This window comes from Mesorhizobium sp. WSM4884 (genome assembly GCF_029625675.1).
Classification (GTDB): domain Bacteria; phylum Pseudomonadota; class Alphaproteobacteria; order Rhizobiales; family Rhizobiaceae; genus Mesorhizobium.
The window spans coordinates 388,502-410,971 of the sequence record NZ_JARTVO010000004.1 but is presented as its reverse complement, the minus strand read 5'-3'; the positions used below and the strand labels follow the sequence as shown (position 1 = coordinate 410,971).

The 22,470-nt window shown below is 63.6% G+C and carries 17 protein-coding genes and 1 tRNA gene; 9 read left to right on the top strand and 9 right to left on the bottom strand.

Features of this window, described 5'->3' with window-relative positions; all coding sequences use genetic code 11:
* Nucleotides 1-4: 4 nt before the first annotated feature.
* Nucleotides 5-898 (bottom strand): DUF2182 domain-containing protein, encoded by an 894-nt coding sequence (locus P9236_RS09385; protein ID WP_278074325.1) that lies wholly within the window; start codon nt 896-898, stop codon nt 5-7.
* Between the two features lie 101 nt (nt 899-999).
* Between P9236_RS09385 and P9236_RS09380 the strand changes: the two genes are divergently transcribed.
* Together P9236_RS09380 and hspQ are read left to right on the top strand one after the other, a co-directional pair.
* Entirely contained in the window at nt 1,000-2,211 is a 1,212-nt protein-coding gene (locus P9236_RS09380; protein ID WP_278074324.1) for a UbiH/UbiF family hydroxylase, read from the top strand.
* Between the two features lie 273 nt (nt 2,212-2,484).
* Nucleotides 2,485-2,808: a heat shock protein HspQ gene (gene hspQ / locus P9236_RS09375; protein ID WP_278074323.1), complete on the top strand. Its 324-nt coding sequence runs from the start codon at nt 2,485-2,487 to the stop codon at nt 2,806-2,808.
* A gap of 73 nt (nt 2,809-2,881) precedes the next feature.
* On the opposite strand, the gene P9236_RS09370 is transcribed toward hspQ, so the two are convergent.
* A complete protein-coding gene (locus P9236_RS09370) occupies nt 2,882-3,511 on the bottom strand; it encodes an invasion associated locus B family protein (RefSeq protein WP_278074322.1) in 630 nt (209 codons plus the stop codon).
* A 287-nt stretch (nt 3,512-3,798) separates the two neighbouring features.
* Between P9236_RS09370 and P9236_RS09365 the strand changes: the two genes are divergently transcribed.
* The 4 genes from P9236_RS09365 (at nt 3,799) to mgtE (ending at nt 10,301) form a co-directional block, all read left to right on the top strand.
* Nucleotides 3,799-5,619 carry an extracellular solute-binding protein gene (locus tag P9236_RS09365; RefSeq protein WP_278074321.1) on the top strand — a complete coding sequence of 607 codons (1,821 nt, stop codon included), beginning with the start codon at nt 3,799-3,801 and terminating at the stop codon, nt 5,617-5,619.
* A gap of 25 nt (nt 5,620-5,644) precedes the next feature.
* Nucleotides 5,645-6,325: a DsbA family protein gene (locus tag P9236_RS09360; RefSeq protein WP_278074320.1), complete on the top strand. Its 681-nt coding sequence runs from the start codon at nt 5,645-5,647 to the stop codon at nt 6,323-6,325.
* 442 nt (nt 6,326-6,767) lie between these two features.
* The gene (locus tag P9236_RS09355; protein ID WP_278074318.1) at nt 6,768-8,657 is read left to right on the top strand and encodes an ABC transporter ATP-binding protein/permease; all 1,890 of its coding nucleotides are present in this window, start codon (nt 6,768-6,770) and stop codon (nt 8,655-8,657) included.
* Nucleotides 8,658-8,936: 279 nt separating this feature from the next.
* On the top strand, nt 8,937-10,301 hold the full coding sequence (mgtE, locus tag P9236_RS09350) for a magnesium transporter (protein WP_278074317.1): 1,365 nt from the start codon (nt 8,937-8,939) through the stop codon (nt 10,299-10,301).
* Nucleotides 10,302-10,449: 148 nt separating this feature from the next.
* Here the strand turns inward: mgtE and P9236_RS09345 are convergent, their stop codons facing one another.
* The 4 genes from P9236_RS09345 to rpiA all read right to left on the bottom strand — a co-directional run bounded on the left by P9236_RS09345 (nt 10,450) and on the right by rpiA (nt 14,563).
* Complete coding sequence (locus tag P9236_RS09345) at nt 10,450-11,598, bottom strand: serine hydrolase domain-containing protein (protein ID WP_278074316.1); 1,149 nt, start codon at nt 11,596-11,598, stop codon at nt 10,450-10,452.
* A 21-nt stretch (nt 11,599-11,619) separates the two neighbouring features.
* Complete coding sequence (gor, locus tag P9236_RS09340; protein WP_278074315.1) at nt 11,620-13,008, bottom strand: glutathione-disulfide reductase; 1,389 nt, start codon at nt 13,006-13,008, stop codon at nt 11,620-11,622.
* A 219-nt stretch (nt 13,009-13,227) separates the two neighbouring features.
* On the bottom strand, nt 13,228-13,845 hold the full coding sequence (locus tag P9236_RS09335; protein WP_278074314.1) for a DUF2059 domain-containing protein: 618 nt from the start codon (nt 13,843-13,845) through the stop codon (nt 13,228-13,230).
* Complete coding sequence (rpiA, locus tag P9236_RS09330; protein ID WP_278074313.1) at nt 13,832-14,563, bottom strand: ribose-5-phosphate isomerase RpiA; 732 nt, start codon at nt 14,561-14,563, stop codon at nt 13,832-13,834. The genes P9236_RS09335 and rpiA overlap by 14 nt, the downstream gene beginning before the upstream one ends.
* Before the next feature lie 153 nt (nt 14,564-14,716).
* On the opposite strand from rpiA, the gene P9236_RS09325 reads away from it, so the two are divergent.
* Both P9236_RS09325 and P9236_RS09320 read left to right on the top strand, forming a co-directional pair.
* On the top strand, nt 14,717-15,397 hold the full coding sequence (locus tag P9236_RS09325; RefSeq protein ID WP_278074312.1) for a phosphoglycolate phosphatase: 681 nt from the start codon (nt 14,717-14,719) through the stop codon (nt 15,395-15,397).
* Between the two features lie 121 nt (nt 15,398-15,518).
* Nucleotides 15,519-15,593 (top strand) — tRNA-Val (locus tag P9236_RS09320).
* A gap of 85 nt (nt 15,594-15,678) precedes the next feature.
* Here P9236_RS09320 and P9236_RS09315 read toward each other — a convergent pair.
* From P9236_RS09315 to P9236_RS09305, 3 genes are all read right to left on the bottom strand, one after another.
* On the bottom strand, nt 15,679-15,849 hold the full coding sequence (locus P9236_RS09315) for a hypothetical protein (RefSeq protein WP_181177192.1): 171 nt from the start codon (nt 15,847-15,849) through the stop codon (nt 15,679-15,681).
* A 130-nt stretch (nt 15,850-15,979) separates the two neighbouring features.
* Nucleotides 15,980-17,509, bottom strand: coding sequence for an MBL fold metallo-hydrolase (locus P9236_RS09310; protein WP_278074311.1), 1,530 nt, complete (start codon nt 17,507-17,509; stop codon nt 15,980-15,982).
* On the bottom strand, nt 17,496-21,167 hold the full coding sequence (locus tag P9236_RS09305; protein WP_278074310.1) for a S8 family serine peptidase: 3,672 nt from the start codon (nt 21,165-21,167) through the stop codon (nt 17,496-17,498). The genes P9236_RS09310 and P9236_RS09305 overlap by 14 nt, the downstream gene beginning before the upstream one ends.
* A gap of 606 nt (nt 21,168-21,773) precedes the next feature.
* Between P9236_RS09305 and P9236_RS09300 the strand changes: the two genes are divergently transcribed.
* A complete protein-coding gene (locus P9236_RS09300; RefSeq protein ID WP_278074345.1) occupies nt 21,774-22,460 on the top strand; it encodes a Crp/Fnr family transcriptional regulator in 687 nt (228 codons plus the stop codon).
* Nucleotides 22,461-22,470 lie beyond the last annotated feature (10 nt).

Here is a 22,470-nt window from a genome sequence, read left to right as displayed (position 1 = left end):
CCCCTCACGCCGAAACTAATAGCAGGGCAGCAGCCCACACAAGCAGTATCGCACCGGCCACCTGGCTTGCCACCCTGCCGGTGGTCTGTTTTTCGATCACGGTGAACAGGCCTATCAGCGCCATCCAGAAGATGTTCATCGCACCAACGGCGAACATCACCAGCATCAGCGCCCAGCAGCAGCCAAGGCACCAGGCGCCCTGCTCCATCCCCAGGCGAAAGATACGCCCCGGTTTCGCGCTCCAGTTGGCGAACAGGATCGAGAACGGGTTGCGGCATTTCTTCAGGCATGCCTGCTTCGAGCCGCTGAGCTGATAGAGGCCGGCGATCGCCAGGGCGGTGACCCCGGCAAGCCCGACGACAGGATCGAGCACCTGCCCCGAGGCGGCGAAGCCGTAGACCGCGAGCGTCAGCGCGGCGAAAGCAACCGAGGCGGCAAGCCAGGTCGCGAGGTATCCCGCCACCAGAACCAGCGGATGGACGGCGGGCTCGCCCTTGAGCCGAGCGGTGTCCGCAATCTCGCAATAGGTGCGGATCATCGGCGCCGCCGAAGGCAGCATCGCCGCCGCAGCCATCAGGAACCACATCAGAACGAGTGCCGACGCCTGCGCACCCGCGGCACCGGCAAGCGGCGCCGGCGCAAGGCACAGGGCGAAAAGGCGGTCGAGGAAATCCGGCAGCGGCAATCGCGGCAGGTCTTTGAGCAGGGCATCGCCCGGAGCGCCGCCGGCAAGGCGGCTTTCGGCGCCGCGAATCGCCATGGCAGCGAGAATGAACCAGGCAAGCACGATGCTCGCGCCGATGGTGATCGTCACCGCTAGGCGCGGGCTGCGCGCCAATCCCGCCGCAGCGCGGCCGGCGCGGTCGAGGTGACTGAAATCGTGCTCCTGGCCGGTCATGGCAATCGAATGGGCCGAATCGCCGCGTTGATCAAGCCCGCCGACCTGCCCTATATCCGCATTTAGGTCGGCAGACCGCCCATCATTCATGGAAGCCTGGCGTGGAGCAGAACGACAAAGCCCGCATATTGGTCGCCGGCAGCGGTCCGGCCGGCCTGATCGCGGCACTCGGCTTCGTCGAGGCAGGCTTTGCCGTGACGCTCGTTGGTCCGGAGGCCACCACCAGCGACGGCCGCACCACCGCCCTCATGAATCCTTCGCTGAAAGTCCTCCGACGGTTCGGCGTGCTGGATGAACTCAGGCCGCAGGCAGCACCATTGAAGGTGATGCGCATCGTCGACGCGACCCGAAGGCTGATCCGCAGCCCGACTGTGACCTTTCGCGCCAGCGAGATCGGCGAGGAGCAGTTCGGGCTCAATATGCCGAACAATGTCCTGATCCCGGTGCTCGCCGAGGCGGTCGCCGCTCACCCCGGCATCGAGTGGCGCAAGTCTATGGTCGAGACGTGGCGGCTCGATACCGACCGAGCGCATGCGAGCTTGGCTGACGGCAGCGAAGTCTCCGCGTCCCTGGCGGTTGCCGCCGACGGGCGCCTGTCGCCGGCGCGCGAAGCCGCCGGCATCAAGGCGTCCGCGCGGCCCTATCCTCAGTCGGCGCTCGTTCTCAATTTCGGTCATCGCAGCGAGCACGGCTTCATCTCGACCGAGTTCCACACCGAAACCGGACCGTTCACGCAGGTGCCGCTGCCGGGCAGGCGCTCGAGCCTGGTCTGGGTGGTGAAGCCGGAAACGGCGAACGAACTCGCGGCGCTCGACGATGCCACGCTGTCTGTCCGGGTCGAGGAGCAGATGCAGTCGATGCTCGGCCGCGTTTCGGTCGAGCCCGGCCGCCAGGTCTATCCGCTGTCGGCCGCCTCACCCGGCCGCTTCGCGCAAAACCGTGTGGCGTTGGTCGGAGAAGCAGCGCATGTTTTCCCGCCGATCGGCGCGCAGGGCCTCAACCTCGGCATCAGGGATATCGACGATCTGATCGGAATCGCCAGCGAAAACCGCGACGATCCAGGATCGAGGCTGTGCCTCGCCGCTTACGACACACGGCGCCGTCCCGACATCCTGGCGCGCAGCAGCGCAGTGAACCTGCTCAACATGTCGCTGCTCTCCGACATGCTGCCCGCGCAGCTAGCGCGAAGCGCCGGCCTCAACGTGCTGGGCAGCTTCGCGCCGCTGCGCGCCTTCTTCATGCGCGAAGGCCTGCGGCCTGGCAGCGGTTTTCGCGCGCTCGCCGGCGGCTTCAGGAAGCAGAGCGCGCGCTAGGTAAAACATTTGGCGCGCCCGCTTCCGGTCCGAAACCAATGCGCATGCCGATCCGTAGCTTGGCGGTGGTGCGGCATTGAATTGATGCAGCGTCTGCGCCAAATGGTACCAAGTCGAAAGTCGGGGTCGATTTTTGGCTGCGTGGCATGTAAATTCAAGACCTTAGGCGCCCTGCGCGCGCAAGCCACGGACGGCGCCTCGGGACCAGCGCATGACCCCGAAAATCGAATTCGATTTTCGAAAGGACGCGCGGCGCTGTAGGTGGTGAGTGCGATGAAAACGGCCAAATTCGCGATCGGACAAGTGGTTCGCCACCGGCTGTTTCCGTTCCGCGGCGTGATCTTCGACGTCGATCCGCAATTCGCCAACACGGAGGAATGGTATGAAGCCATTCCGGCGGACATGCGTCCGCGCAAGGACCAGCCTTTCTACCACCTCCTCGCCGAGAATTCGGAAACCGAGTACATCGCCTACGTGTCTGAGCAGAACCTGCTCGAGGACCAATCGGGCGAGCCGGTGCGGCATCCGCAGATCGGCGAGATGTTCGACAAGCTGCCCGACGGGCGCTACGAGCCGAAACGCCACTCGAAGCACTGAAGGCTCGGCCGACGACAACAAAAAAGCGGGGCAAAACGCCCCGCTTTTTTGGTCCGAAGAAACACTCCGGCGATCAGTTGGCGGTCTTCGCCTTGTCCTGCTCTTCCTTGAGCTTCTTGGCGAAATCCTGGTTGTTCTTGGCGACGAAGTCCTGCAGCTTCTTCTGGCGGTCCTCGATGTCCGACTGCTGCAGCGGCGGGCCATCATAGGCGCCGCTGAAGCCGGTCAGCGCGACCTTGATCGGGTTCGGCTGGTTCTGGAAGTTGATCGAAGTGAGGCTGATCGCCTGGCCCTTCTTGAAGGACGCGACAAGCTGGTCGCTCAGCGGCACTTCGGCCACGCAACGATCAGGGAAGCAGATCACATAGTCGAGCTTCTGCGCCTTGCCGCCGTCGATCTGCAAGCCGATGCCTGGAGGAATGAGGCGCCCGGTCGGCACCGTGACCTGGAACACTTTGCGGTTCACCTTGCCCTTGAGCTCGATCAGGCTGATGCCGGTGACGAGCTGGCCATTACCGGCGGTGACGATGTTCTGCACGTTACAGATGTCGACGTCTTCCTGCTTGGTGCAGGCCTTGAACCAGCCCTGCGGAATCTGCGGCTGCTGCTGGGCCGAAGCGGTGAAAAGCCCGGCGCCCAGGACACCGACCACGCCTGCGGCCAGCACCGAAAGGCGATAAGCATTGCTCGTCATATGGTGCACTTTCCTCTCAAATGATCCCGGGGACCGGCTTCTTCGTGCCGTGCGGTCCCGCTACCTGTTGCCCAAATGAGGCAACAGCATGACTTCGGAGCGCGTGTTACACTGCCAGCGGCGCTGAATCCAGCCCGGGTTCCGCGATTTCTTCCAGCTTTCGTGCCGCTTGACGAACCCGCGATCGGCGATGGACCGACCGAACCCAATTCTCAGTTGGCGCGCCGATTCAATCGGGGTGCGAAATGCTCTAGGGTGCGTGTCGAATCACAAAGCCGCCCGGCAAGGAGACGGTCATGGACCGCGTTCTCGTTCGGCTGATCGCCGCGACCTCGTTTCTGGCCCTTTCGCTGCTTCCGGCCTTGTCGGAACCCAAACACGGCATCGCCATGCAGGGCGAGCCGGCGCTGCCTGCGGACTACACGCATTTCGACTACGTCAATCCCGGTGCGCCGAAGGGCGGCAGCGTCACCTATTGCGTCGTCGGCAGTTTCGACAATCTCAATCCCTTCATCCTGAAAAGCTTGCGCACCACCGCGCGCGGCATGATCGACACCGTCTACGGCAATCTCGTCTTCGAGCCGCTCATGCAGCGCAACTACGACGAGCCGTTCAGCCTCTACGGTCTGCTCGCCGACAGCGCCGACATGGATCCGGAGCGCAAGAGCATCGAGTTCCATCTCAATCCCGATGCCAAATGGTCGGACGGCCAGCCGGTGACGCCGGAGGATGTGCTGTTCACCTATGATGTCTTCACCGGCAAGGGCCGCCCGCCCTACAGTGATCGCATGAGCATGATCGCCAAGCTGGAGAAGACCGGCGACCATAGCGTCAAGTTCACCTTCAACGACAAGGCCAACCGCGAATTTCCGCTGATCGTCGCGCTGACGCCGATCATCCCCAAGCACGCCTTCGACAAGGACACCTTCGACAAGACCACGTTGAAGCCGCTGATCGGCAGCGGACCCTATACCGTGGACAAGGTGCAGCCCGGGCAGCGCATCGTCTTCAAGCGCAATCCCAACTACTGGGGCAAGGACATCCCCTCGAAGCGCGGCTTCGACAATTTCGACCAGATCACCATCGAGTATTTCCTCAACGCCAACGCCAAGACGGAAGCGTTCAAGAAAGGCATCTGCGCCCTCGATGACGAGACCGATCCGGTCAAGCGCGACCGCGATGTCGATTTCCCGGCCTTTCGCAAGGGTGACGTGAAGCAGGAATATTTCGACACCGGCATTCCGCCCGTGGTGACGGGCTTCCTGTTCAACACCAGGCTGCCGAAGTTTTCCAATCCGGTCGTGCGGCGCGCGCTCGGCATGCTCTATGATTTCGAGTGGGCGAATAAGAACCTGTTCGCCGGCAAGTTCAACCGCACCATGAGCTTTTGGCAGAACTCCGACCTGTCAGCGCTCGGCCATCCGGCCGACGACCGGGAGAAGGCGCTGCTTGCCCCCTATCCCGGCAAGGTACCCGCCGAGGTGATGGACGGCACTTGGCGGCCGCCGGTCACCGACGGCTCCGGCCAGGACCGCAAGGTGCTGCGAGCGGCGTTCGAACTGCTGAAAGGCGCCGGCTATCACGTAGAGGACGGCCGGATGCTCGATCCCCAGGGAAATCCTTTCGGCTTCGAGATCATGACCTCATCGCAGGATGAGGAGCGGCTTGCGGCCCTTTATCAGCGCACGCTGGAGAAGATCGGCATCGACGTCACCATCCGCAGCCTCGACGGCGACCAGATCCAGTCGCGCAAGCAGCGGTTCGACTTCGAGGTTCTGATCGGTACTAGCGGCTTCAACAATTCGCTGTCGCCGGGCAGTGAGCAGGTTGGGCGCTGGGGATCTGTCGCGGCCAAGCAGGAGGGCTCGTTCAACCTGGCGGGCGTCGCCGACCCTGCAGTCGACGCGGCGATCAACGCGATGCTGAACGCACGTACCAAGGAAGATTATGTCGCCGCGGTGCGCGTTCTCGATCGGCTGCTGATCTCCGGCAACTACATCGTGCCGATGCAATACAACACGCAGCAGTGGCTCGCTTACTGGAACTACCTGGAACATCCGCAAAAGACTCCCATATTCGGCTATCAGCTGCCGACGTGGTGGCGAAAGCCCAATTGACCTCCCGACCAATCAGGAGACGAGCATGAGCGCCGAGAACTCGATCACCGTCGATGTGGTGTCCGATGTCGTCTGCCCCTGGTGCTTCATCGGTCAGAAGCGGCTGGACAAGGCGATTGCCGCTGTCGGCGATGTCGGGGTGCACGTCCGCTGGCGGCCGTTCCAGCTCGATCCGACCATTTCGCAAGCAGGCGTGGATCGCCGCGAATACCTGCTGGGCAAATTCGGCAGCGACGAGCGCATTCGTCAGATCCATGCACGCATAGAGCCGCTCGGCGAGGCGGAAGGCATCCATTTCGCTTTCGCCGCCATCAAGGTCGCGCCCAACACGCTGAACGCGCACCGCGTCATCCGTTGGGCGGGCGCCGCCGGCGAGGACGCGCAGAACCGGCTGGTGCGCCGCCTCTTCCAGCTGAATTTCGAGGAAGGCGCCAATCTCGGCGACCATGCCGTGCTGGCCGAAGCCGCCCGCGAGGCCGGCATGGACGCTTCCGTGGTCGAGACGCTGCTGCCCACGGACGCCGATACCGACGCCGTGCGCAACGAGATCGCCACGGCCTCGCGCATGGGCATCACCGGCGTGCCCTGCTTCCTGCTCGAAGGCAAATATGCCGTGATGGGTGCGCAGGACGCCGACACGCTTGCCGACGCCATCCGCCAGGTCGCCCAGGCCAAGGCGCGTGGCGAGTTGGAAACAGCGGGCTAAGCCGACGTTATTTTGCCGACGCAGCTCAGCTCGACGCAGGAACAGGAAAGCTCCGGGCGGCTGTTTTTTCGACCTTGCGGTCGCTCCCCAGTCGCGCAACCACGTCTTTTTCGTTCACAAAACCGTGTTTTTGCTTTCCCTAACGGAAAGTCGGCGCCACCTCGGATCCTTACCCCCAACTCACTGGAATAAAACATAAAATCGGCACCCGGAGCGCTTGGCCGACGAGGCTCTTCTGTTGCCCTCGCGCCACGGCGGGGTAACCCTGTTCACATTCGGGGCAGAAAATTAATGGAAAATGATCAATTGGTGTTACCATGTGTAACAAAACAAGAAAGGTTTGGGCGGGATCGTGATTCGGGTCGGCAGACCGCGGCGTACAATACCGGAGCAAACATCCAGCGAGGCGGCAAAGCCCTCGCGCCTGACGCCGGTATCGTCGATGCGTACATTCTGGGGGCTGATGCGAGCCTACTGGTTCTCCGACCGCTGGAAGGAAGCCTGGACCCTCACTCTCGTCATCGCATTGCTTACGGCACTCTCCAGCAAGGCCGGCGTGTGGTTTGCCATGGCATCGGGCGAGCTGGTGAATTCGATCGCCTTCTTCCACGACGCCGCCAACACCAATCCGCTCCAGACGCTTCTGACCAATGCCGGCATATTGATGCTGCTGGTGGTGCTCAAGGACGCCGGCTTCACCGGCGTGCGCAATCTCGTCTCCGCCACGCTGCACCGCAAATGGCGCGGATGGCTGAACAACCAGTTCAACCAGGCGCTGCTCGACGGCAACCATACTCATTTCCATGCCCAGCATGGCTCGGTCGCCGGCGGTATCGTCGCTCCCGACAATATCGACCAGCGCATCCAGGAATCGATCAAGGACATGACTGGCGGCGCGATCGGCCTCGCCATGGGCGTGCTGGGCGTAGCGACCTCGCTTTATTTCGTCGGCGAGAATTTGATCGGGGCTTCCGTTGAGGTCAAAGGGCTGGAGTTCCTCGGCAGCTATGGCAGCGCCGTGCTCGCCTTCCTCGCGGTCGCCACCTACGTGCCGCTCAACACCTGGATTGCGGTGAAGCTCGGCGGCATGCTCGAGCGCCTCAACATCCGCATGCAGCAGGCCGAGGGCAGCTATCGCGGCGAACTGACGACCTTCCTGCGCCGCAGCTTCCATGTCGCCGCCTCGCATGGCGAGGATGTGCAGAGGACGATGCACGACAAGCTCTATGTCGACATCGACAAGACCTGGGGGCGGCTGAACGTCGTCAACACTAGCTACATGTCGTTCGAGCTGATCTACAATTTCGTCGGCGCCCGCATCGTCTCCTACGGACCCGGTCTGGTGCCGTTTATCCACAACGGCTTCGACCTGAAGGGCTACATAACTGGTTCCGAAATGGTCGCCCAGCTGATCAGCCAATGTTCGTGGTTCATCCATGTCATGCCGGCGATTGCGACGCTGCGAGCCAACAGCCAGCGCGTGACCGAGCTCGCCAGTGCCATCGAGAACGTCCAGCAACCGCAAGAGTTCTATCGCCAGACCGGCCGTTCGGATTTCAGCTTTGCCACCCAGAACCCGGTGTTCGGCCTGACCATTCAGAAGCTCGAGCTGGCGCACCAGGGCGAGGACGCAACGCCCTTCCTCAGCGCCGCCAACCTGCGCTTCCGCCGCGGCGAATGGACCTTCCTCAAGGGCGAGTCCGGTTGCGGCAAGACCTCGTTGATCAAGGCGATCAACGGCCTGTGGCCCTATGGCCGCGGCACCATCGTGTTCCCTGAAGGGGTGACGAAGTTCTATGCCGCCCAGGAGGTCAAGCTGCAGCAGGTCTCGTTGAAGCAACTCGTCTGCCTGCCGGGCTCGGAAAACGATCACAGCGACACGCAGGTGGCTGCCGCCCTGCACAAGGCAGGCCTAGGCGAATTCATCGGGCACCTTGCCGATGAGAGCCGCGAGGGCAAGATCTGGGATCAGGTTCTGTCGGGCGGCCAGAAGCAGAAGCTGGTGGTCGCCCGCATCATCCTGCAGCAGCCGGGTCTATTGTTCCTCGACGAAGCGACCGGCGCGCTCGATCCCGAAGGCAAGACCGCCTTCCACGAGGCGATCAAGGCCAACTGCTCCGATGTCACCGTGATCAGCGTGATGCACGAAGCCATACCGCCGCGGTCGCAGTCCGGCGAGGAATTCTACCACAGCATTGTCGCGATCAACGACGGCGTCGCGACCAAGAAGCCGCTCGCGCCCACCCTGCCGCGCGAACTCACGACCATCCTCGTGCAGCCTAGGCCGGCCGAGGACAAATGGCTGCGCTTCCGGCGGCTGAAGCAGAAATAGCAGTCATACCAAGCCTTTGCTCGGTAGCTCGGCGCGGCAACAGACGTGATCGATCACAGTCTCGCGATCCGACACGGCCTCGCTCATTTTCCGCCCTCCTCGCGATTGACTCGGCAAGACGCGCTCCTATGTTGCGCCGGCTCGCAGAATTCAAACTCGAACCCCGCGAGCAGAAAGGTCAACCCGCCATGCCTGGCGACAGTCACAGTCGAACGCAACCGCCGTCCGCCTTGACGTGACCTGACGGCTCACGTCCTGCCGGATGGCAAGGAGTGAGCTATGAACGAATTCGCACCCGTATTGGACGACGAAGCCGTCGCCGTTGCCTGTGTTCTCGCCAACGATCACGTGGCCGACGTCGTCGAAGCCCTCAACCATGAGCCCCGTGAGACGGCCATCGAGCTGCTCTGCGCGGTGCCGTTCGAGCGGCTGGTCGAAATCTTCGACCAGCCGGAACTCGAAAGCGCGCCGGAGCTCGCAGAAGCTCTGCCGCGCGCCAAGGCAAGCAAGTTGTTGACCGCCATGTCGGTCGACCGCGCTGCCGACATCCTGCGCGAGCTGGACGAGCCGGCCCGTTCCGAGCTGCTTGGCGCGCTCGCCCCGCCGCTGCGCGCAACGCTGCTTTCCATCCTCGGCTATCCGGAGGACAGCGCCGCCTCGATCATGACGACGGAGTTCGTCAGCGTGCCTTCGGACTGGACCGTCGGCCGCACGCTAGACTACATCCGCAAGGTCGAGCGGACACGCGAGACCGTCTATGCGATCTACATCGTTGATCCCGAGACCCAGTTGCTGCTGCGCGCGACTGGGCTGCGCCGTCTGATCGCTGGGGAGCCTGAAGATACAATCCTGTCGGTGGCGCCGGATCGCGCGCCGGTGACCGTGACGCCGCTCACCGATCGCGAAACGCTGGCGCAGACGATTTCCAAATACGACCTGCTTGCCCTGCCGGTCGTCGATCACGGCAAGATCCTCGGCATCGTCACCATCGACGACATCATCGATACGATGGTCGAGGAAACGACCGAGGACGTGCATCGTTTCGGCGGAATGGAGGCGCTGGACGAGCCCTATATGAAGATGAGCTTCCTCGCCATGATCCAGAAGCGGGCGGGCTGGCTCTGCGCGCTGTTCCTCAGCGAGATGCTGACGGCCAACGCCATGCAGAGCTATGAAGGCGAGCTGGAGAAGGCGATCGTGCTCACCCTCTTCATCCCGTTGATCATGAGCTCAGGCGGCAATTCCGGCTCGCAGGCGACCTCGCTCGTCATCCGCGCGCTGGCATTGCGCGAAATCGGCCTTGGCGATTGGTGGCGCGTCGCCTTGCGCGAGCTGCCGACAGGTCTGGTGCTCGGCTCGATCCTCGGCGTCGTCGGCGTCTGCCGTATCACGCTCTGGCAATATCTCGGCCTCTATGACTACGGCGCGCACTGGATGCTAATTGCGGCAACGGTTGGCGCGGCGCTGATCGGCATTGTCACCTTCGGCTCGCTGTCGGGATCGATGCTGCCTTTCGCGCTGAAGCGTATCGGCTTCGACCCGGCGAGCGCCTCGGCGCCGTTCGTCGCGACGCTGGTCGACGTCACCGGGCTGGTCATCTACTTCTCGGTGGCGCTGGTGATCCTGCGCGGCACCTTGCTTTGAACCCGGTCTTCACCGTCGCCAGCTGGAGCAATTCTAGGAAAAGTGCGTAGCGGTTTCCGTCCGGAATTGCGTGAAAACAAATATTTGGAGCGGGTCAGCGATCCTACGGAAAACTGAACCGCTCTACCGGCGGCGGCCCTCGCCTGCCTCAGACACCGTAGATCGCGTCGCGCACCGCGTCCGGGAAGTCACCGGCCATGCCTGCGATGGCGGTGTTGGTCAACGCCACCACCGTGAGTTCCGCCGACGGATCCACGAACCAGGAGTGGCCATAGACGCCGCCCCAGCGCCACGTGCCGGCAGCCTGCGGCGTCGGCGCGACGGCAGGGTCGCGGAGAACGGCAAATCCCAATCCCCAGCCCCAGCCAGGCCTTGTCGTGTTGATGCCAATGATGGCATCGGTAGTCATCGCGCGAGTGGTTTCAGGGCGAAGGACAGGCCCTCCCCCCGTTCGCACTGCTTCGAGGAGTTTCAGCACGTCGCCGGCAGTGCCGTTCATGCCGGTGCCGCCTGAAGGGAAGGACGCTGGATCGAACGCTCTTGCCGGTGCGAAGGAGATCAGGCCGTCACCAAACGGGACGAGATGATGCTCGCCCATTCTGACCGGCCCGGACGGCCCGTCCGCGTAAGGGGTCACCAGACGCCTTTCATCCCGCACGACAAAGGCGCTGTCGCTCATGCCGAGCGGCTGGGCGATCAGGCGGTCGACCAGATCGGGCAGCGGAGCGCTGGCCGCCTTGGCCATGACCTCGCCCAGCACGTCCATCGCCACCGAATAGCCCCAGCGCGTCCCCGGCGCGTAGGACAACGGCAACGAGGCGATGCGCGCGAGGTTTTCGGCCATCGACAGCCCCGGCTGGTCGAGCCCATCCGATACTCGAGAGCGCTCATAGGCGTTCCCGGTGGGCTGGGCGAAGCCATAGGCCAGGCCTGCCGTATGCGTCAGCAGCTGCTTCACGGTTATGAGCGGCTCTTTGCCATCCGGCAGCTTCGGGCGGAATTCGGGGAGGAATCTAGTCACCGGGTCGTGAAGCGCGATCCGACCGGCCTCGACCAATGCCATCGCCGCAGCGGCGACAATCGGCTTGGTGACGGAGGACAGCCGGAAGATGGCGTCCTCGGCCATCGGCTTGCCCTGTTCGCGGTCGGCAAGGCCGAAAGCGCGGCGATAGAGCATGTCGCCGCGCTGAGCGACCAGGATTACGCCGCCGATGATGCGTTGCTCTCCGATCGCCGCATCGACGACGCGGTCAATGCGCTGGCCGAAATCGCGATCGAGCGAGGCACCGGCGGACATGGTCACTCCATGAACAGGGCTTTACACGCGTTCGCCGTTCTTCACGCGGTAGGTCGGCTTGTACATGGTGACCAATTCCTCCGCCGCTGTCGGGTGTACGGCCATGGTGCGGTCGAAATCGTTCTTGGTGAGACCGGCCTTCAGCGGAATACCGAGAAGCTGCGCCATCTCGCCGGCGTCGGGGCCGAGGATATGAGCGCCGATCACTTTCCGCGAGGCGCCGTCGACCACCAGTTTCATCAGCATCTTCTCGTCGCGGCCGGACAGCGTGTGCCGCATCGGACGGAAGGAGGCGCGGTAGATCTCGATGTCCGGGAAGCGCTTGATCGCCTCATCCTCGGACAGGCCGACCGTGCCGATCTCGGGCTGTGAGAACACGGCCGTCGGAATGGTGTCGTGGTCCGGCGCCGTCGGGTTGCCCTTGAAGGCGGTCTCGACGAAGCACATCGCTTCGTGGATGGCCACCGGCGTCAGCTGCACGCGGTGGGTGACGTCGCCGATCGCCCAGATGTTGTCGATGTTGGTGCGGGAATATTCGTCGACGACGATCGCGCCCGTCTTGCCGAGTTCCACGCCGACGCCTTCGAGCCCCATATTTTCCGTGTTTGGAATGCGACCGATCGCCAGCATGACCTGGTCGACCGTCAGCGTCTGGCCGCCGGAAAGCAGCACATCCAGCCTGCCCGCCGGGGTCTTGCGCACCCATTCGGAAACCGCGTGGCAAAGGATCCTTATCCCCTTCTTCTCCATCGTCTCGTGCAGCGAACGGCGAAGGTCCATGTCGAAGCGCGACAGGATCTCCTGGCCGCGATAGACAAGCGTGGTCTCCACGCCCAAGCCATGGAAAATGTTGGCGAATTCGACGGCGATGTAGCCGCCGCCCTCGATCATGATCGCCTTCGGCAACGCCTTGAGATCGAAGGCCTCGTTGGAGAAGATGCAATACTCGTGGCCGGAAAGCGCCGGATGCGGCGCCGGCCGGCCGCCCGTGGCGATCAGGATCTGATCGGCGCTGACGGTGCGATCCTCGGCGACCAGATATACCGAATGCGGATCGACCAGCACGGCGCGCGAGTGGAAGGCCTCGCCGCCCGCGCCCACGACATTCTTCTTGTAGATCGCCTCCAGCCTGGCGATTTCCTTGTCCTTGTTGGCAACCAGCGTCGGCCAGTCGAAGCTTGCCTCGGGCACCTTCCAGCCATAGCCGGCCGCGTCGGCGAAATGCTCGGGAAACTGCGAGGCATAGACATAGAGCTTCTTCGGCACGCAGCCGCGGATGACGCAGGTGCCGCCATAGCGATATTCTTCCGCGATGGCGACGCGCTTGCCGAGGGATGCCGCCACACGCGCCGCCCTCACGCCGCCTGAGCCGCCGCCGATGACGAAGAGATCATAGTCGTAACCGGCCATCGGAGGGCTCCTACTAAGGCAATTCCAGGAAAAGCGCGCAGCGGTTTCCGCCCGGAATTGCGTGAGAACAAATATTTGGAGCGGTTGCGCGGTTCAACAAAGCCGAACCGCTCCGAGCGATAACGATCGCGTCAGAGGTAGGCTGCCAGTAAGCAAAAGAAAAGCCCGGGAAACCCGGGCTCCTCTGGTCCAGTTTGGCCGTGGCCGATTTGAAGCAGATCAGTTCTGCGAATTGTCGGCCGGAGCGGAGTTGTCGGCGGGTGCCTGGCCGTCGGCCGGGGCGGAACCATCGGCGGGAGCGGTCGCATCCTGCGCGGGCTTGGCCGGAGCCGCGGCCTTCGCGGCGGCGGCGAGCGTTTCACCGACTTGCTGGGCGAGATCGCGGGCGACGCCGTTCTGCCAGATGTCGGCCGCCTTCACGAGGTCGCGCGTGACCGCCGGGCCGCTGTCGAGCAGCTTCTTGCCGGAATCCGAGCTGTAGAAGGCGGCGATGTCGTTGAGTTCCTTCTCGGAGAACACCTTGGCATAGGCAAGGGCCGCCTCCTTTTCGAGGTCGGCGCGGCGAGCCGCCAGTCCCATGGCCTTCTCGGTGACGGTCTTGCCGATCAGTTCCTGCATGTCGGGATTCTTCTGGATCAGCTGGTTCTCGAGCGCCGCCGCTGCCTGCGGCAGGATGTTGTCGAACGGGTCCGTGGCGTGGATCGCGACCACCGCCGCGCGGGCGGCCTTGAGATGCGATTCGCTCACATCCTGCGAAAACGCCGGCGAGGACAGCGCAAGGACGGCAGAGGCTGCCAGAACTGTCGAAAGGCGGCGAACCCGTTTATGCAACATCATGGTCGGTAGAACTCCCTGGTTTTCGGGCGGCATGGACGGTTTGGATGCCGTCGCCGCCGGCGATAATGGCCGTTGACGCCAGCCCGATGAATAGACCGTGCTCGACAACGCCTGGAATGGCGAAGAGAGCATTCGAAAGCGCTCTTGTATCCGGAATGCGGCCAAAAGATGCATCGAGGATAAAATGGCCGCCGTCTGTAACAAATGGCTGCCCCCCCGTCATCCTCAATGTAATCGGGCCGGCAAGGCCGAGGCTTGCCGCCGCGGCGCCGATCGCGATCTCGGTAGCGCGCAGGCCGAACTTGTTGACCTCGATCGGCAACGGAAACCGGCCGAGGGTTTCGACCATCTTGGATTGGTCGGCGATGACGATCATGCGCCCGGACGCCGCTGCAACGATCTTTTCGCGCAAAAGCGCCCCGCCGCCGCCCTTGATCAGCGTCAGCGCGGGGTCGATCTCGTCGGCGCCGTCGATCGTGAGATCGAGTTCGGGTGTTTCCTCGAGCGTCGATAGCGGCACGCCGAGTTCGCGGCAGAGTGCCGCAGTGCGCTCGGAGGTGGGCACGCCGATGACGGTGAGGCCGGTTGCGACTTTCTCCGCAAGCAGCCGGACGAACTCGTCGGCGGTCGTGCCGGTGCCGATGCCGAGCCGCATGCCGCTGCCGACATGGGCAAGGGCCGCGCGTGCGGCCTCGACCTTCAACTGCCTTGCGTCCATGCCGCCTCTGTCCCGATTTCGCTGGTTTCGCGCGCCTCCTAGCATTTTTGCCTGTCGCGTCAAAGGCTCTGCCTGTGGACCGATAGAGGCTGCTTGCTTGACCGCCGCGCAGCTTGTATCGGCTGCGGCACTTCAATTGTTGCAGGACTGGCCATGACCCGACCGATCATCGTCTTCGACCTCGACGGGACGCTCATCGACACCGCGCCGGACCTGCTCGACAGCCTCAACCACAGCCTAGCGGCCGGAGAACTTGCCGCGGTCGACGAGGCTGGCTTCAGGCGCTTCGTCGGCCATGGCGGCCGCGTCATGATCGAGCGCGCGCATGCGGCGCAGAACAAGGCGCTGGTGGCGGAAGAGCACGACCGGCTGCTAAAACTCTTCCTCGACCATTACACGCTCAACATCCCGGGCAAGTCGCGCCCCTACCCCGGCGTCATCGCGGCGCTCGATCGCTTCCAGGCGGCCGGCTACCTGATGGCGGTCTGCACCAACAAATACGAGGCGAATTCGGTGGCGCTGATCGGCGCGCTCGGCATAGCCGACTACTTTGCGGCGATCTGCGGCCAGGACACATTCGCCTTCCGCAAGCCCGACCCGCGCCACCTCACCGAGACGATCAAGCTGGCCGGCGGCGACCCTCAAAGCGCCGTGATGGTCGGCGATTCGCAAACCGACATCGACACCGCCAAGGCGGCCGGCATTCCGGTGGTAGCGGTCGACTTCGGCTATACGGACCGCCATGTGCGCGAGTTCGAGCCGACGCTGGTGATCTCGCATTTCGACACGCTGACGCCGGAGTTGGCGGAAAGGCTGATGGCGGCGGCGCGCTGAAGCTTTTCCAGCCCGCCGAGACCCGGCAAATTCGATCATCGCAGATCGTCCGCACATTGCCTTGACTTCGCGCACCCGCCTCCCTTATATCGCGGCTCGCTTCGGCCTTCGGGCAACGAGCGGGCGATTAGCTCAGCGGGAGAGCACACCCTTCACACGGGTGGGGTCGCAGGTTCAATCCCTGCATCGCCCACCATCCAACCCTCTTATGGCGTTGGATGTTCTGACCGTGACGAACTCCTTGAATTCGCACTGGACGTAGCTGGCGCCAAAGCGGCTGCTCAGATCAGCCCTCGGCGCACGTTCAAATGCGTCACCGCCGTCACCAGTATGGCTCCGGTCATGAAGTAGAGCGTGGCCAGGATGTTGCCGTGGTGGAAATGGATCCCTGCAAACAGCAGAGCCATGACCACCGCAAGAAAGGCAATTATGCGCGAGAATTCATCGGGCATGGGGCGACCTATGGAGATGAAGATAGATGGCCGCCCTCAATCAGCCGAGCGCTCCATAAATCGGTTTTCGATTTTCCGCAATCGGCGAGTTGCGGGACGCGAGGCATGGAGTGGCTGGTGTCGACGCTCCTTATATCAAATCCACCTCCACCCATAGTCCGCCCGCCCCGCGAGCCGCATCGCGCGGCGCGCTGCGCACCGCCAGGATCGAGCCTGAGGGCGAGGCAAAAGCAGGCTTCCCTTTCGCATCGGCCAACCATGCATCGTCGGCGCGGATGACCCGGCCTTTGGTCTTGGCTTCGAGCGCGGTCAGGATGGCGTCGTAAGGCATCTCGCCCCAATGCACGTTGAGTGCGTCCAGCTTGTTGGTGGGAATGAAGGCTGAAAGATCCGGGCTGATCATCAGGTCGAGGCCCTGCTTGTTCGGCGTGGCATTCTGGCTGCCGTGATGGGCGACCTTCAGGTAGACGGTGCGCGCGAGCAGGTCGGCCGCGGTGACGGTCGCCTGCCCCACTGGCCATTTCAGGTCCTTCCAGCTCAGCCAGTTGCCGATCTGGGCATCACCGGGAAACAGGAACACCCGGCCGCTGTCGACGAATTCGAAGGCGAGCACTAGGCTGGTGTTGTTGACGCCGCGGTCGAGCTGCAGGGCGAGGTCCGCGGCAATCCCCATCCAGTCGGCATCGATACGGCGCCAGGACTGGTCGGGATCCTCGTTGCTCGACGGGTCGAAGACCGGCCCGGAATAATGCTTGCGGATGAAGGTTTCGACGCCGCGTTTCGCCTTCTCCCCGTCGGCGCCGTCCAGCGCCACCGACAGCGGCGTGCCGATGCCGCTCTTGAATGGGCTAAGCTCGTCGAGATAGCTCCCGTCGTCGGTTTCGTTGACGGCCAGACCTGCCTTGAGGGCTCGCGCGAATGCGCCGCCGGTGGCGAGCGGATACATCTCGCTCGCCTTTTCCTCGAGTTGCAGCGCCGCCTTGTCGCGCGGCGGACCCAGGACATAGACGCGCAGGTTCGGCATGTCGCCGATCGACGGCAGAGGCCTGCCTGGTTCGAAATAGAGCGGAGGTTTCGACGACAGTTTCGCCGCCGCGTCTCGCGCCGCCCGAACCCTTTCTCCCGCGGCGCCGAACTGGAAGCCGAGGACAGCCTGCAATCCGTCGTGGAGGCCCGCCATATACTGGGTTAAGGCGCCCGCTGCCTCGAGCTTCTGGCTGACGCCCTGCAGCGCGGACAGGGCCTGGGCCTTGAATTTGTCGAGCTCGGCGGCCTGCGGATCGTCGGCATTCTCGGTCCATGCCATCCACACCTCGCCGACAGAGAAGTCCTTGAACAGGTCGTTCGAGGTCAGAAAGCCGGAGACGTGATCCCAGTGCTCGTGAGTGACGACGAGGACGTCGATCTTGCCGCCTGTCTCCTTCTTGAGGTCGGCAACGATGTCGCCGACGAGCGCCGCACCGCCCTTGATCGACACATGGACGCCGCAGTCGATCAGCATGCGGAAGGGCGAGCCGTTCGGTTTCTTGAAGCTCAGCAGATGGCAGTCGCCGATGCCTTGGCAATAGTGGCGGACCGTGACGGCCGGCGCATGTGCGGGCGTGGCGGCCGCTCCCGCTTGCGGCTTCTTTCTTGTCGCCGGCTTTCTAGGCATTGCCATCGTCCTCCCCATGGCTGGCGTGCAGCAGGGCGAAGGGCTCCGAGACCTCGCTGCCGAAATAAAGCGCCCTGAGCGGCGACAGGTAATTCGCCTTCACGGTCTTGGCCTGACGCTCACGCCGCTCGGCGCTGCCGGTGTTCTTGATGATCGAATAGCGGATTTCCTCCTGATGCTCGCGCGGATCGATGATGATCGTCGCGCCACCGCGGAACCAGAAGAAGCCATCGCCGGGCTTCACGCCCTGCAACACCGGCTTGCCGTCGAAACCAACGGGGACCCGCTGCTGAATGACGGCGATCACCTCGGTGCGGAACGAGCCGTCCGGTTCGACGCGGCGGGTCGGTCGTACGTTGAAGACCTCGAAGGTGGTCTCGCCCTTCTTCGCTTCGTGCAGCAGGCTGCCGTCCTGCTTGTAGCGCGGCAGATCACGCAGCAGGCCGAACTGCTCGTAGAGCTCGGGATCGGAGGCAAAGCGCTCGCGCATGGCCGTCCACAGCCTGTAACGGTTCTTCTCGTTGAGGTTGAATATCCCGGGACGGTCGAGCTTCTGGTTCCAGCCCATGTCGATGCCGCTCAACAACCCCTTGAGCCAGGGTGGCGAAGGATCGTCGGGCTGGCTCCAGGCCAGCGTTTCTTCCGAAATCGTGCGCACGTCGCGCGGCAAAAGCTTCAGCTTGCGGAAGGACTCCATGAAGGCCAGGCGGTAGTGGAACGGATCGTCTGGAAAGGCGTCGATGTCGGCGGTGATCACCGCGCGCAGATACTCGCCGAAGGTGATGTCGACGGACGGACAGTAGTCGAGTGCGCGAATGCACATCGTCAGCATCTGCTGCGCGACCTTGGCGGTCTCCTCGGTGAGGCGATCGACCAGGCCTGGGTGAAGCGCGCCGGCGGGCAGCACGCCGCTTCCGCCCGTGGCCAGGCGTACGATATCCTGGATGCGCCGGTCGATAATGGCCAGAAACGCCTGGTAGACGGCGAAGACCAGGATCGAGCCTCGCTTGTGCGGCTCGAATGTCTTGTCATAGTCGAGGTCGCTAGCGCTGTAGTCGCGCAACGGCCCGGCGCGGCCGCTGCCTTCGCCGAACTGCTTGGCGATGCCCGACAGCAGCGAGGCCGCCGAGACGTCGCTGCGCACCTTCGCCATCTCGAAGCTGACCAACTCCTTGAGGCTGAAATGCTGAAACAGGGCGACGATGTCGGCAAACGCTTCGTGGAAGGCCGGAACGTCGGGGTTGGAGGCCTCCTGGAAGCGACGGTGCAGCCCGTCGAGCAGCGCATGTGACATCTCGTGGGCGATGATGTCGCTCGACAGGCAGGAAAACACCGTCGTGCCTGGCGTGGTGACATCGTCCCGCTTGCTCTCGGCCGGAAAATAGCCGAACAGCAGGGCCTTCTTTTCGGGACTGTAATAGGCATTCTGCGCGCGCAGGGCGTGCGGGTAGATGCGCAGCCGCGGCACTTCGCAAGCCCTCATGGTCATGTCGCCGCCTGGGCCGGTGCTTTCAGGATAGTGCGGAGCCCACAGAGCGCGGCGTCCCAACGCGCGCTCGAAATGCCCGATCGTCGTCATGGCGACGGCATAGACCATCTGCTGGTGGAACTGCGGATTGCCTTCCGACGGCGTCAGTCCGTCCTGGGCGAGCAGGGTCTTTTCGTTGAGGTCGACCGGATCATAGACGCAATTGGACGCCGGATCGACGTCGACGACCTCGAGGTATTCGCCGACCGGACCAGCCTCCAAGGCGTCGGCGGTGGCGGGCTTGTCGTCCCAGGGAACGGAAAGGGTCGCCTGATAAACCGACACCGAATCGAGTTGCTTTGCCACCGACGGATCGAGTGCATAGATGCGCAGCCGGCGCTTTGGCGGCGTCGCCGGGCGCGGTTTGCGCTTGATCGGCGGCGCATTGACTTGCGCAGCGGCGGCAACGGGTCGGGCCGACCTTCCCAGCCTGTCTTCCAGGAAAGCCCGCAGCGGCTTCGAGGGATTGCCCTCGTCCAACGCCGCTTCCAGGTAGCGGTTGCGCGCCGCGGACGAGATTGTGTCCGGATCGCCTTCCGGCTCGGCGATCGCCTGGTCGACCGAAGCCACGCTTTGCGCCATCTGGGTCAGTTCCAGCGCCAGCATCTTCCGGTGTCGAAGCTCCGCAGGCGACAGGGGCGCCAAGGCGTTGTCGTCGCCGACTATGAGATCGAGCCAGCCCCAGGAATATTTGGCCGGCGGCAGTTTCTTGTCTTTCAGCAGGTTTTCGGCCAGTGGCATGATCAGCAGCGCGGCATCCGCGCGCAACACCCCTTGCCCCGCCTTCTGCAGAGTTTCGGCGGCGCTCATCCTGGGCGTTGACTTCGCTGCCGCGGTGAACAGCGCGTGGCGAACGGCTTCGACGCGCATCCAGGGCTGCGAGTAGTTCTTCACGACGTCCCAGTGCTCGGCCAGCCAAAGCGCCGCGGCGGCGGCGATTTGCGGCGTCGCCGCCGAAGTGCCGTTGCCATCCATGTCGACGACCTTGGCGCAATCGATCTCGGCCCAAGGCACGTTCGGCGTATAGGCGCCAAGCGCCGTCGCCATTTTCGAGGCCGGCCCATAATTGCCCTGCATGGTCCCCAAGCTCAGGCCGGAATAGGCGCGGCCGTCGGCCATGACGCCGCACGCCGCAAGTACGCGATTGTAGCGGGCGGGAAAGACGATGCTTCGCGGTGTGAGGGTGAAGTTGTTGCCGGCCGCGGTAACCATCACCACGCCATCGTCATAGGCAAGGTTGACGGCGTCGACCAATGCCTGCGAGGTCAACCCGCCCATGCTCATGGACAGCACCTGCGCGCCTTGCCGGCGCGCATAGTCTATGCCCTGCACCATCGTGCCCGTCGTCAGCCGCACCACCCAGTCGGCGATGCGCACCGGGAGGATCTTTGCCAGCGGGGCACCGCCGACGAAATCCGTGAAACCTGGCCAATTCGGCGATGTGCCATCGAGCCTGTTGCCGGCGAGCAGGCTGAGCGTACCGGTGCCATGGCCGCGATTGCTGGTGAGCGTGTCGGCCGGCGCATGATCGGTTGCGTTGCCTGGCCCGGTGCCGTCGTCGACGAAATTACGCTGCTTGGTCGCGAGAAGCCCGGCCGGCAAGGTGCGATGGCCAGGGTCGAAGCCGGTATCGAGATGGGCGATGGTGATGTTGGCCTGCTTGGCGCCGACCTTGTTGCGGGCATCGGTGAATTGGCTGAAGGCCGGACCGGCATTCCAGGCGACCACGCCTGATTTTGTCGCCTGCCCGCCGCTCGGATCCTGGTCGTCGAACGTGCAGGCGGGGCTGGCGCTGGCCGCCATGCCGCGGTCGCCGCTGCTGTTCTTGTAGTCCCAATGCTGAACGATGTCGGGTTCGACCGCCAGGACACCGTCGCCGGCCGTCGCGAAACCCCTGCCGCGGGCCACCAACTTATGGGCATCGTCCCAAGGATTGTCCGAACCTGCCGCCGTGGAGGAAACCTGCAGCCAGGTCGCGCCGCGACCGGCGGCAGCGCCAAGGTTTGCGCCCGACGCATCTGGCGGCAGGGTCAGGATCGGTTCGACATCGAGGCCGCCCATGCCAAGTGACCTGCCTTGCGCCGCAAACCCAGCGCCGTCGCCGCTGACCTTGATCAGAAGCCTCCTCGCCGCCATGGCACACCCTCCCCCAGAAATGGAATCATGGTGTTGGCCGTCAGCTGCAGTCAGGCCAGGTCCCAAACCATGCTTCGATCGTTCTGTTTGCCAACTAGGAAACCGGCCGATTGTCTTTCCGCGCCAACATGCTTGGCGCCCGAAATATACATTCGGCAAAATGACAATCGCGCCGGCCGGCAGGCGCCTCTGTGATTGCCTTCACATACGCCGGGCGAACTTCGCGCACAAATATTGCACCGGGTGGCACTGGCTTCTGCTTCAACGCACAGGTTCGAATGGCTTCCGGGCCTGAAAATGGGGTCGGTCCTCGGCGGGGAATTTCGATCACCTAGCCATTTTCAGATTTGCTGTCCGCGCACGTCGGTTACCTCCCGCCGCGCGCGCGGACGGCGTTTCGAAGATCGGTTCGTGTCCGCCAGCGCGCTCCGGTCTCCTCATCGCAGGAAAAAGCTTGCCGACTATTTTACCGCCGGCAGCCCACGTCTGGCGCTCGAACTTGGCAATGGCCGTCGTGTCGCTGGAGCAGCAACGAAAGGAGACCAGGCCTTGATCGAGCATGCACTTATCATACAATTTCCGCTCAACGAGAGGCGGAATCGCATCATGTCCCAAGCCAGCGCAGACGACAGGAGCGCCCTGCCGCGTCTGGCGCGGATCGATCCGCGCCACTTCGATCTTCTGTTCGGCGGTTGTAAGGTCGAACGTTATGCCGCCGGCCAGCACCTGTTCATGCAGGAGGATTCATCCGACCGCATCTACGGTGTGATAAGTGGCACCGTCGAAATCTCGCTCTATTCGCCGGGCGGGCAGAAGCTGGTAGCCAATATCGAGCTCTCGCGCAGCCTTGTCGGCGAGATCGGCGCCTTGGACGGACGCCCGCGCACGGCAACCGCGATCTGCCTCACCGCATGCGAGCTGGTTTCGCTCAGCCGGACGCAACTGTTTGATCGCATTGAAAAAAACCCGCCACTGGCGCGCGCCATGATCGAACTCCTGTGCACACGGCTGCGCTGGGTCAGCGGCGAGCTCGGCGACCAGGCTTTCTTCGGCATCGAGGCCCGGCTGGCGAAGCGGCTGGTGTTCCTCAGCGGCGTCATGGCCGACTCCGCCGGCTGGATCCCGATCTCGCAATCGGAACTTGGCGAATTCCTGGGCGCGACGCGAGAATCGGTAAACAAGACGCTCAACGACTGGCGCAGCCGGCATATGATCGCCATCAAACGTGGTGGGCTGCGCATCACCAATGCCGCGGCACTGAACCAGATCGCCGAATCGCAGGACGACGACTGAGCGGCTTCTG

What these genes read in the sequence shown, in the direction of transcription:
- P9236_RS09385 (WP_278074325.1), bottom strand. Translation starts at nt 898, where the DNA reads ATGACCGGCCAGGAGCACGATTTCAGTCACCTCGACCGCGCCGGCCGC.
- hspQ (WP_278074323.1), top strand. Translation starts at nt 2,485, where the DNA reads ATGAAAACGGCCAAATTCGCGATCGGACAAGTGGTTCGCCACCGGCTG.
- P9236_RS09365 (WP_278074321.1), top strand. Translation starts at nt 3,799, where the DNA reads ATGGACCGCGTTCTCGTTCGGCTGATCGCCGCGACCTCGTTTCTGGCC.
- P9236_RS09360 (WP_278074320.1), top strand. Translation starts at nt 5,645, where the DNA reads ATGAGCGCCGAGAACTCGATCACCGTCGATGTGGTGTCCGATGTCGTC.
- P9236_RS09355 (WP_278074318.1), top strand. Translation starts at nt 6,768, where the DNA reads ATGCGTACATTCTGGGGGCTGATGCGAGCCTACTGGTTCTCCGACCGC.
- mgtE (WP_278074317.1), top strand. Translation starts at nt 8,937, where the DNA reads ATGAACGAATTCGCACCCGTATTGGACGACGAAGCCGTCGCCGTTGCC.
- P9236_RS09345 (WP_278074316.1), bottom strand. Translation starts at nt 11,598, where the DNA reads ATGTCCGCCGGTGCCTCGCTCGATCGCGATTTCGGCCAGCGCATTGAC.
- gor (WP_278074315.1), bottom strand. Translation starts at nt 13,008, where the DNA reads ATGGCCGGTTACGACTATGATCTCTTCGTCATCGGCGGCGGCTCAGGC.
- P9236_RS09335 (WP_278074314.1), bottom strand. Translation starts at nt 13,845, where the DNA reads ATGATGTTGCATAAACGGGTTCGCCGCCTTTCGACAGTTCTGGCAGCC.
- rpiA (WP_278074313.1), bottom strand. Translation starts at nt 14,563, where the DNA reads ATGGACGCAAGGCAGTTGAAGGTCGAGGCCGCACGCGCGGCCCTTGCC.
- P9236_RS09325 (WP_278074312.1), top strand. Translation starts at nt 14,717, where the DNA reads ATGACCCGACCGATCATCGTCTTCGACCTCGACGGGACGCTCATCGAC.
- P9236_RS09315 (WP_181177192.1), bottom strand. Translation starts at nt 15,849, where the DNA reads ATGCCCGATGAATTCTCGCGCATAATTGCCTTTCTTGCGGTGGTCATG.
- P9236_RS09310 (WP_278074311.1), bottom strand. Translation starts at nt 17,509, where the DNA reads ATGGCAATGCCTAGAAAGCCGGCGACAAGAAAGAAGCCGCAAGCGGGA.
- P9236_RS09305 (WP_278074310.1), bottom strand. Translation starts at nt 21,167, where the DNA reads ATGGCGGCGAGGAGGCTTCTGATCAAGGTCAGCGGCGACGGCGCTGGG.
- P9236_RS09300 (WP_278074345.1), top strand. Translation starts at nt 21,774, where the DNA reads ATGTCCCAAGCCAGCGCAGACGACAGGAGCGCCCTGCCGCGTCTGGCG.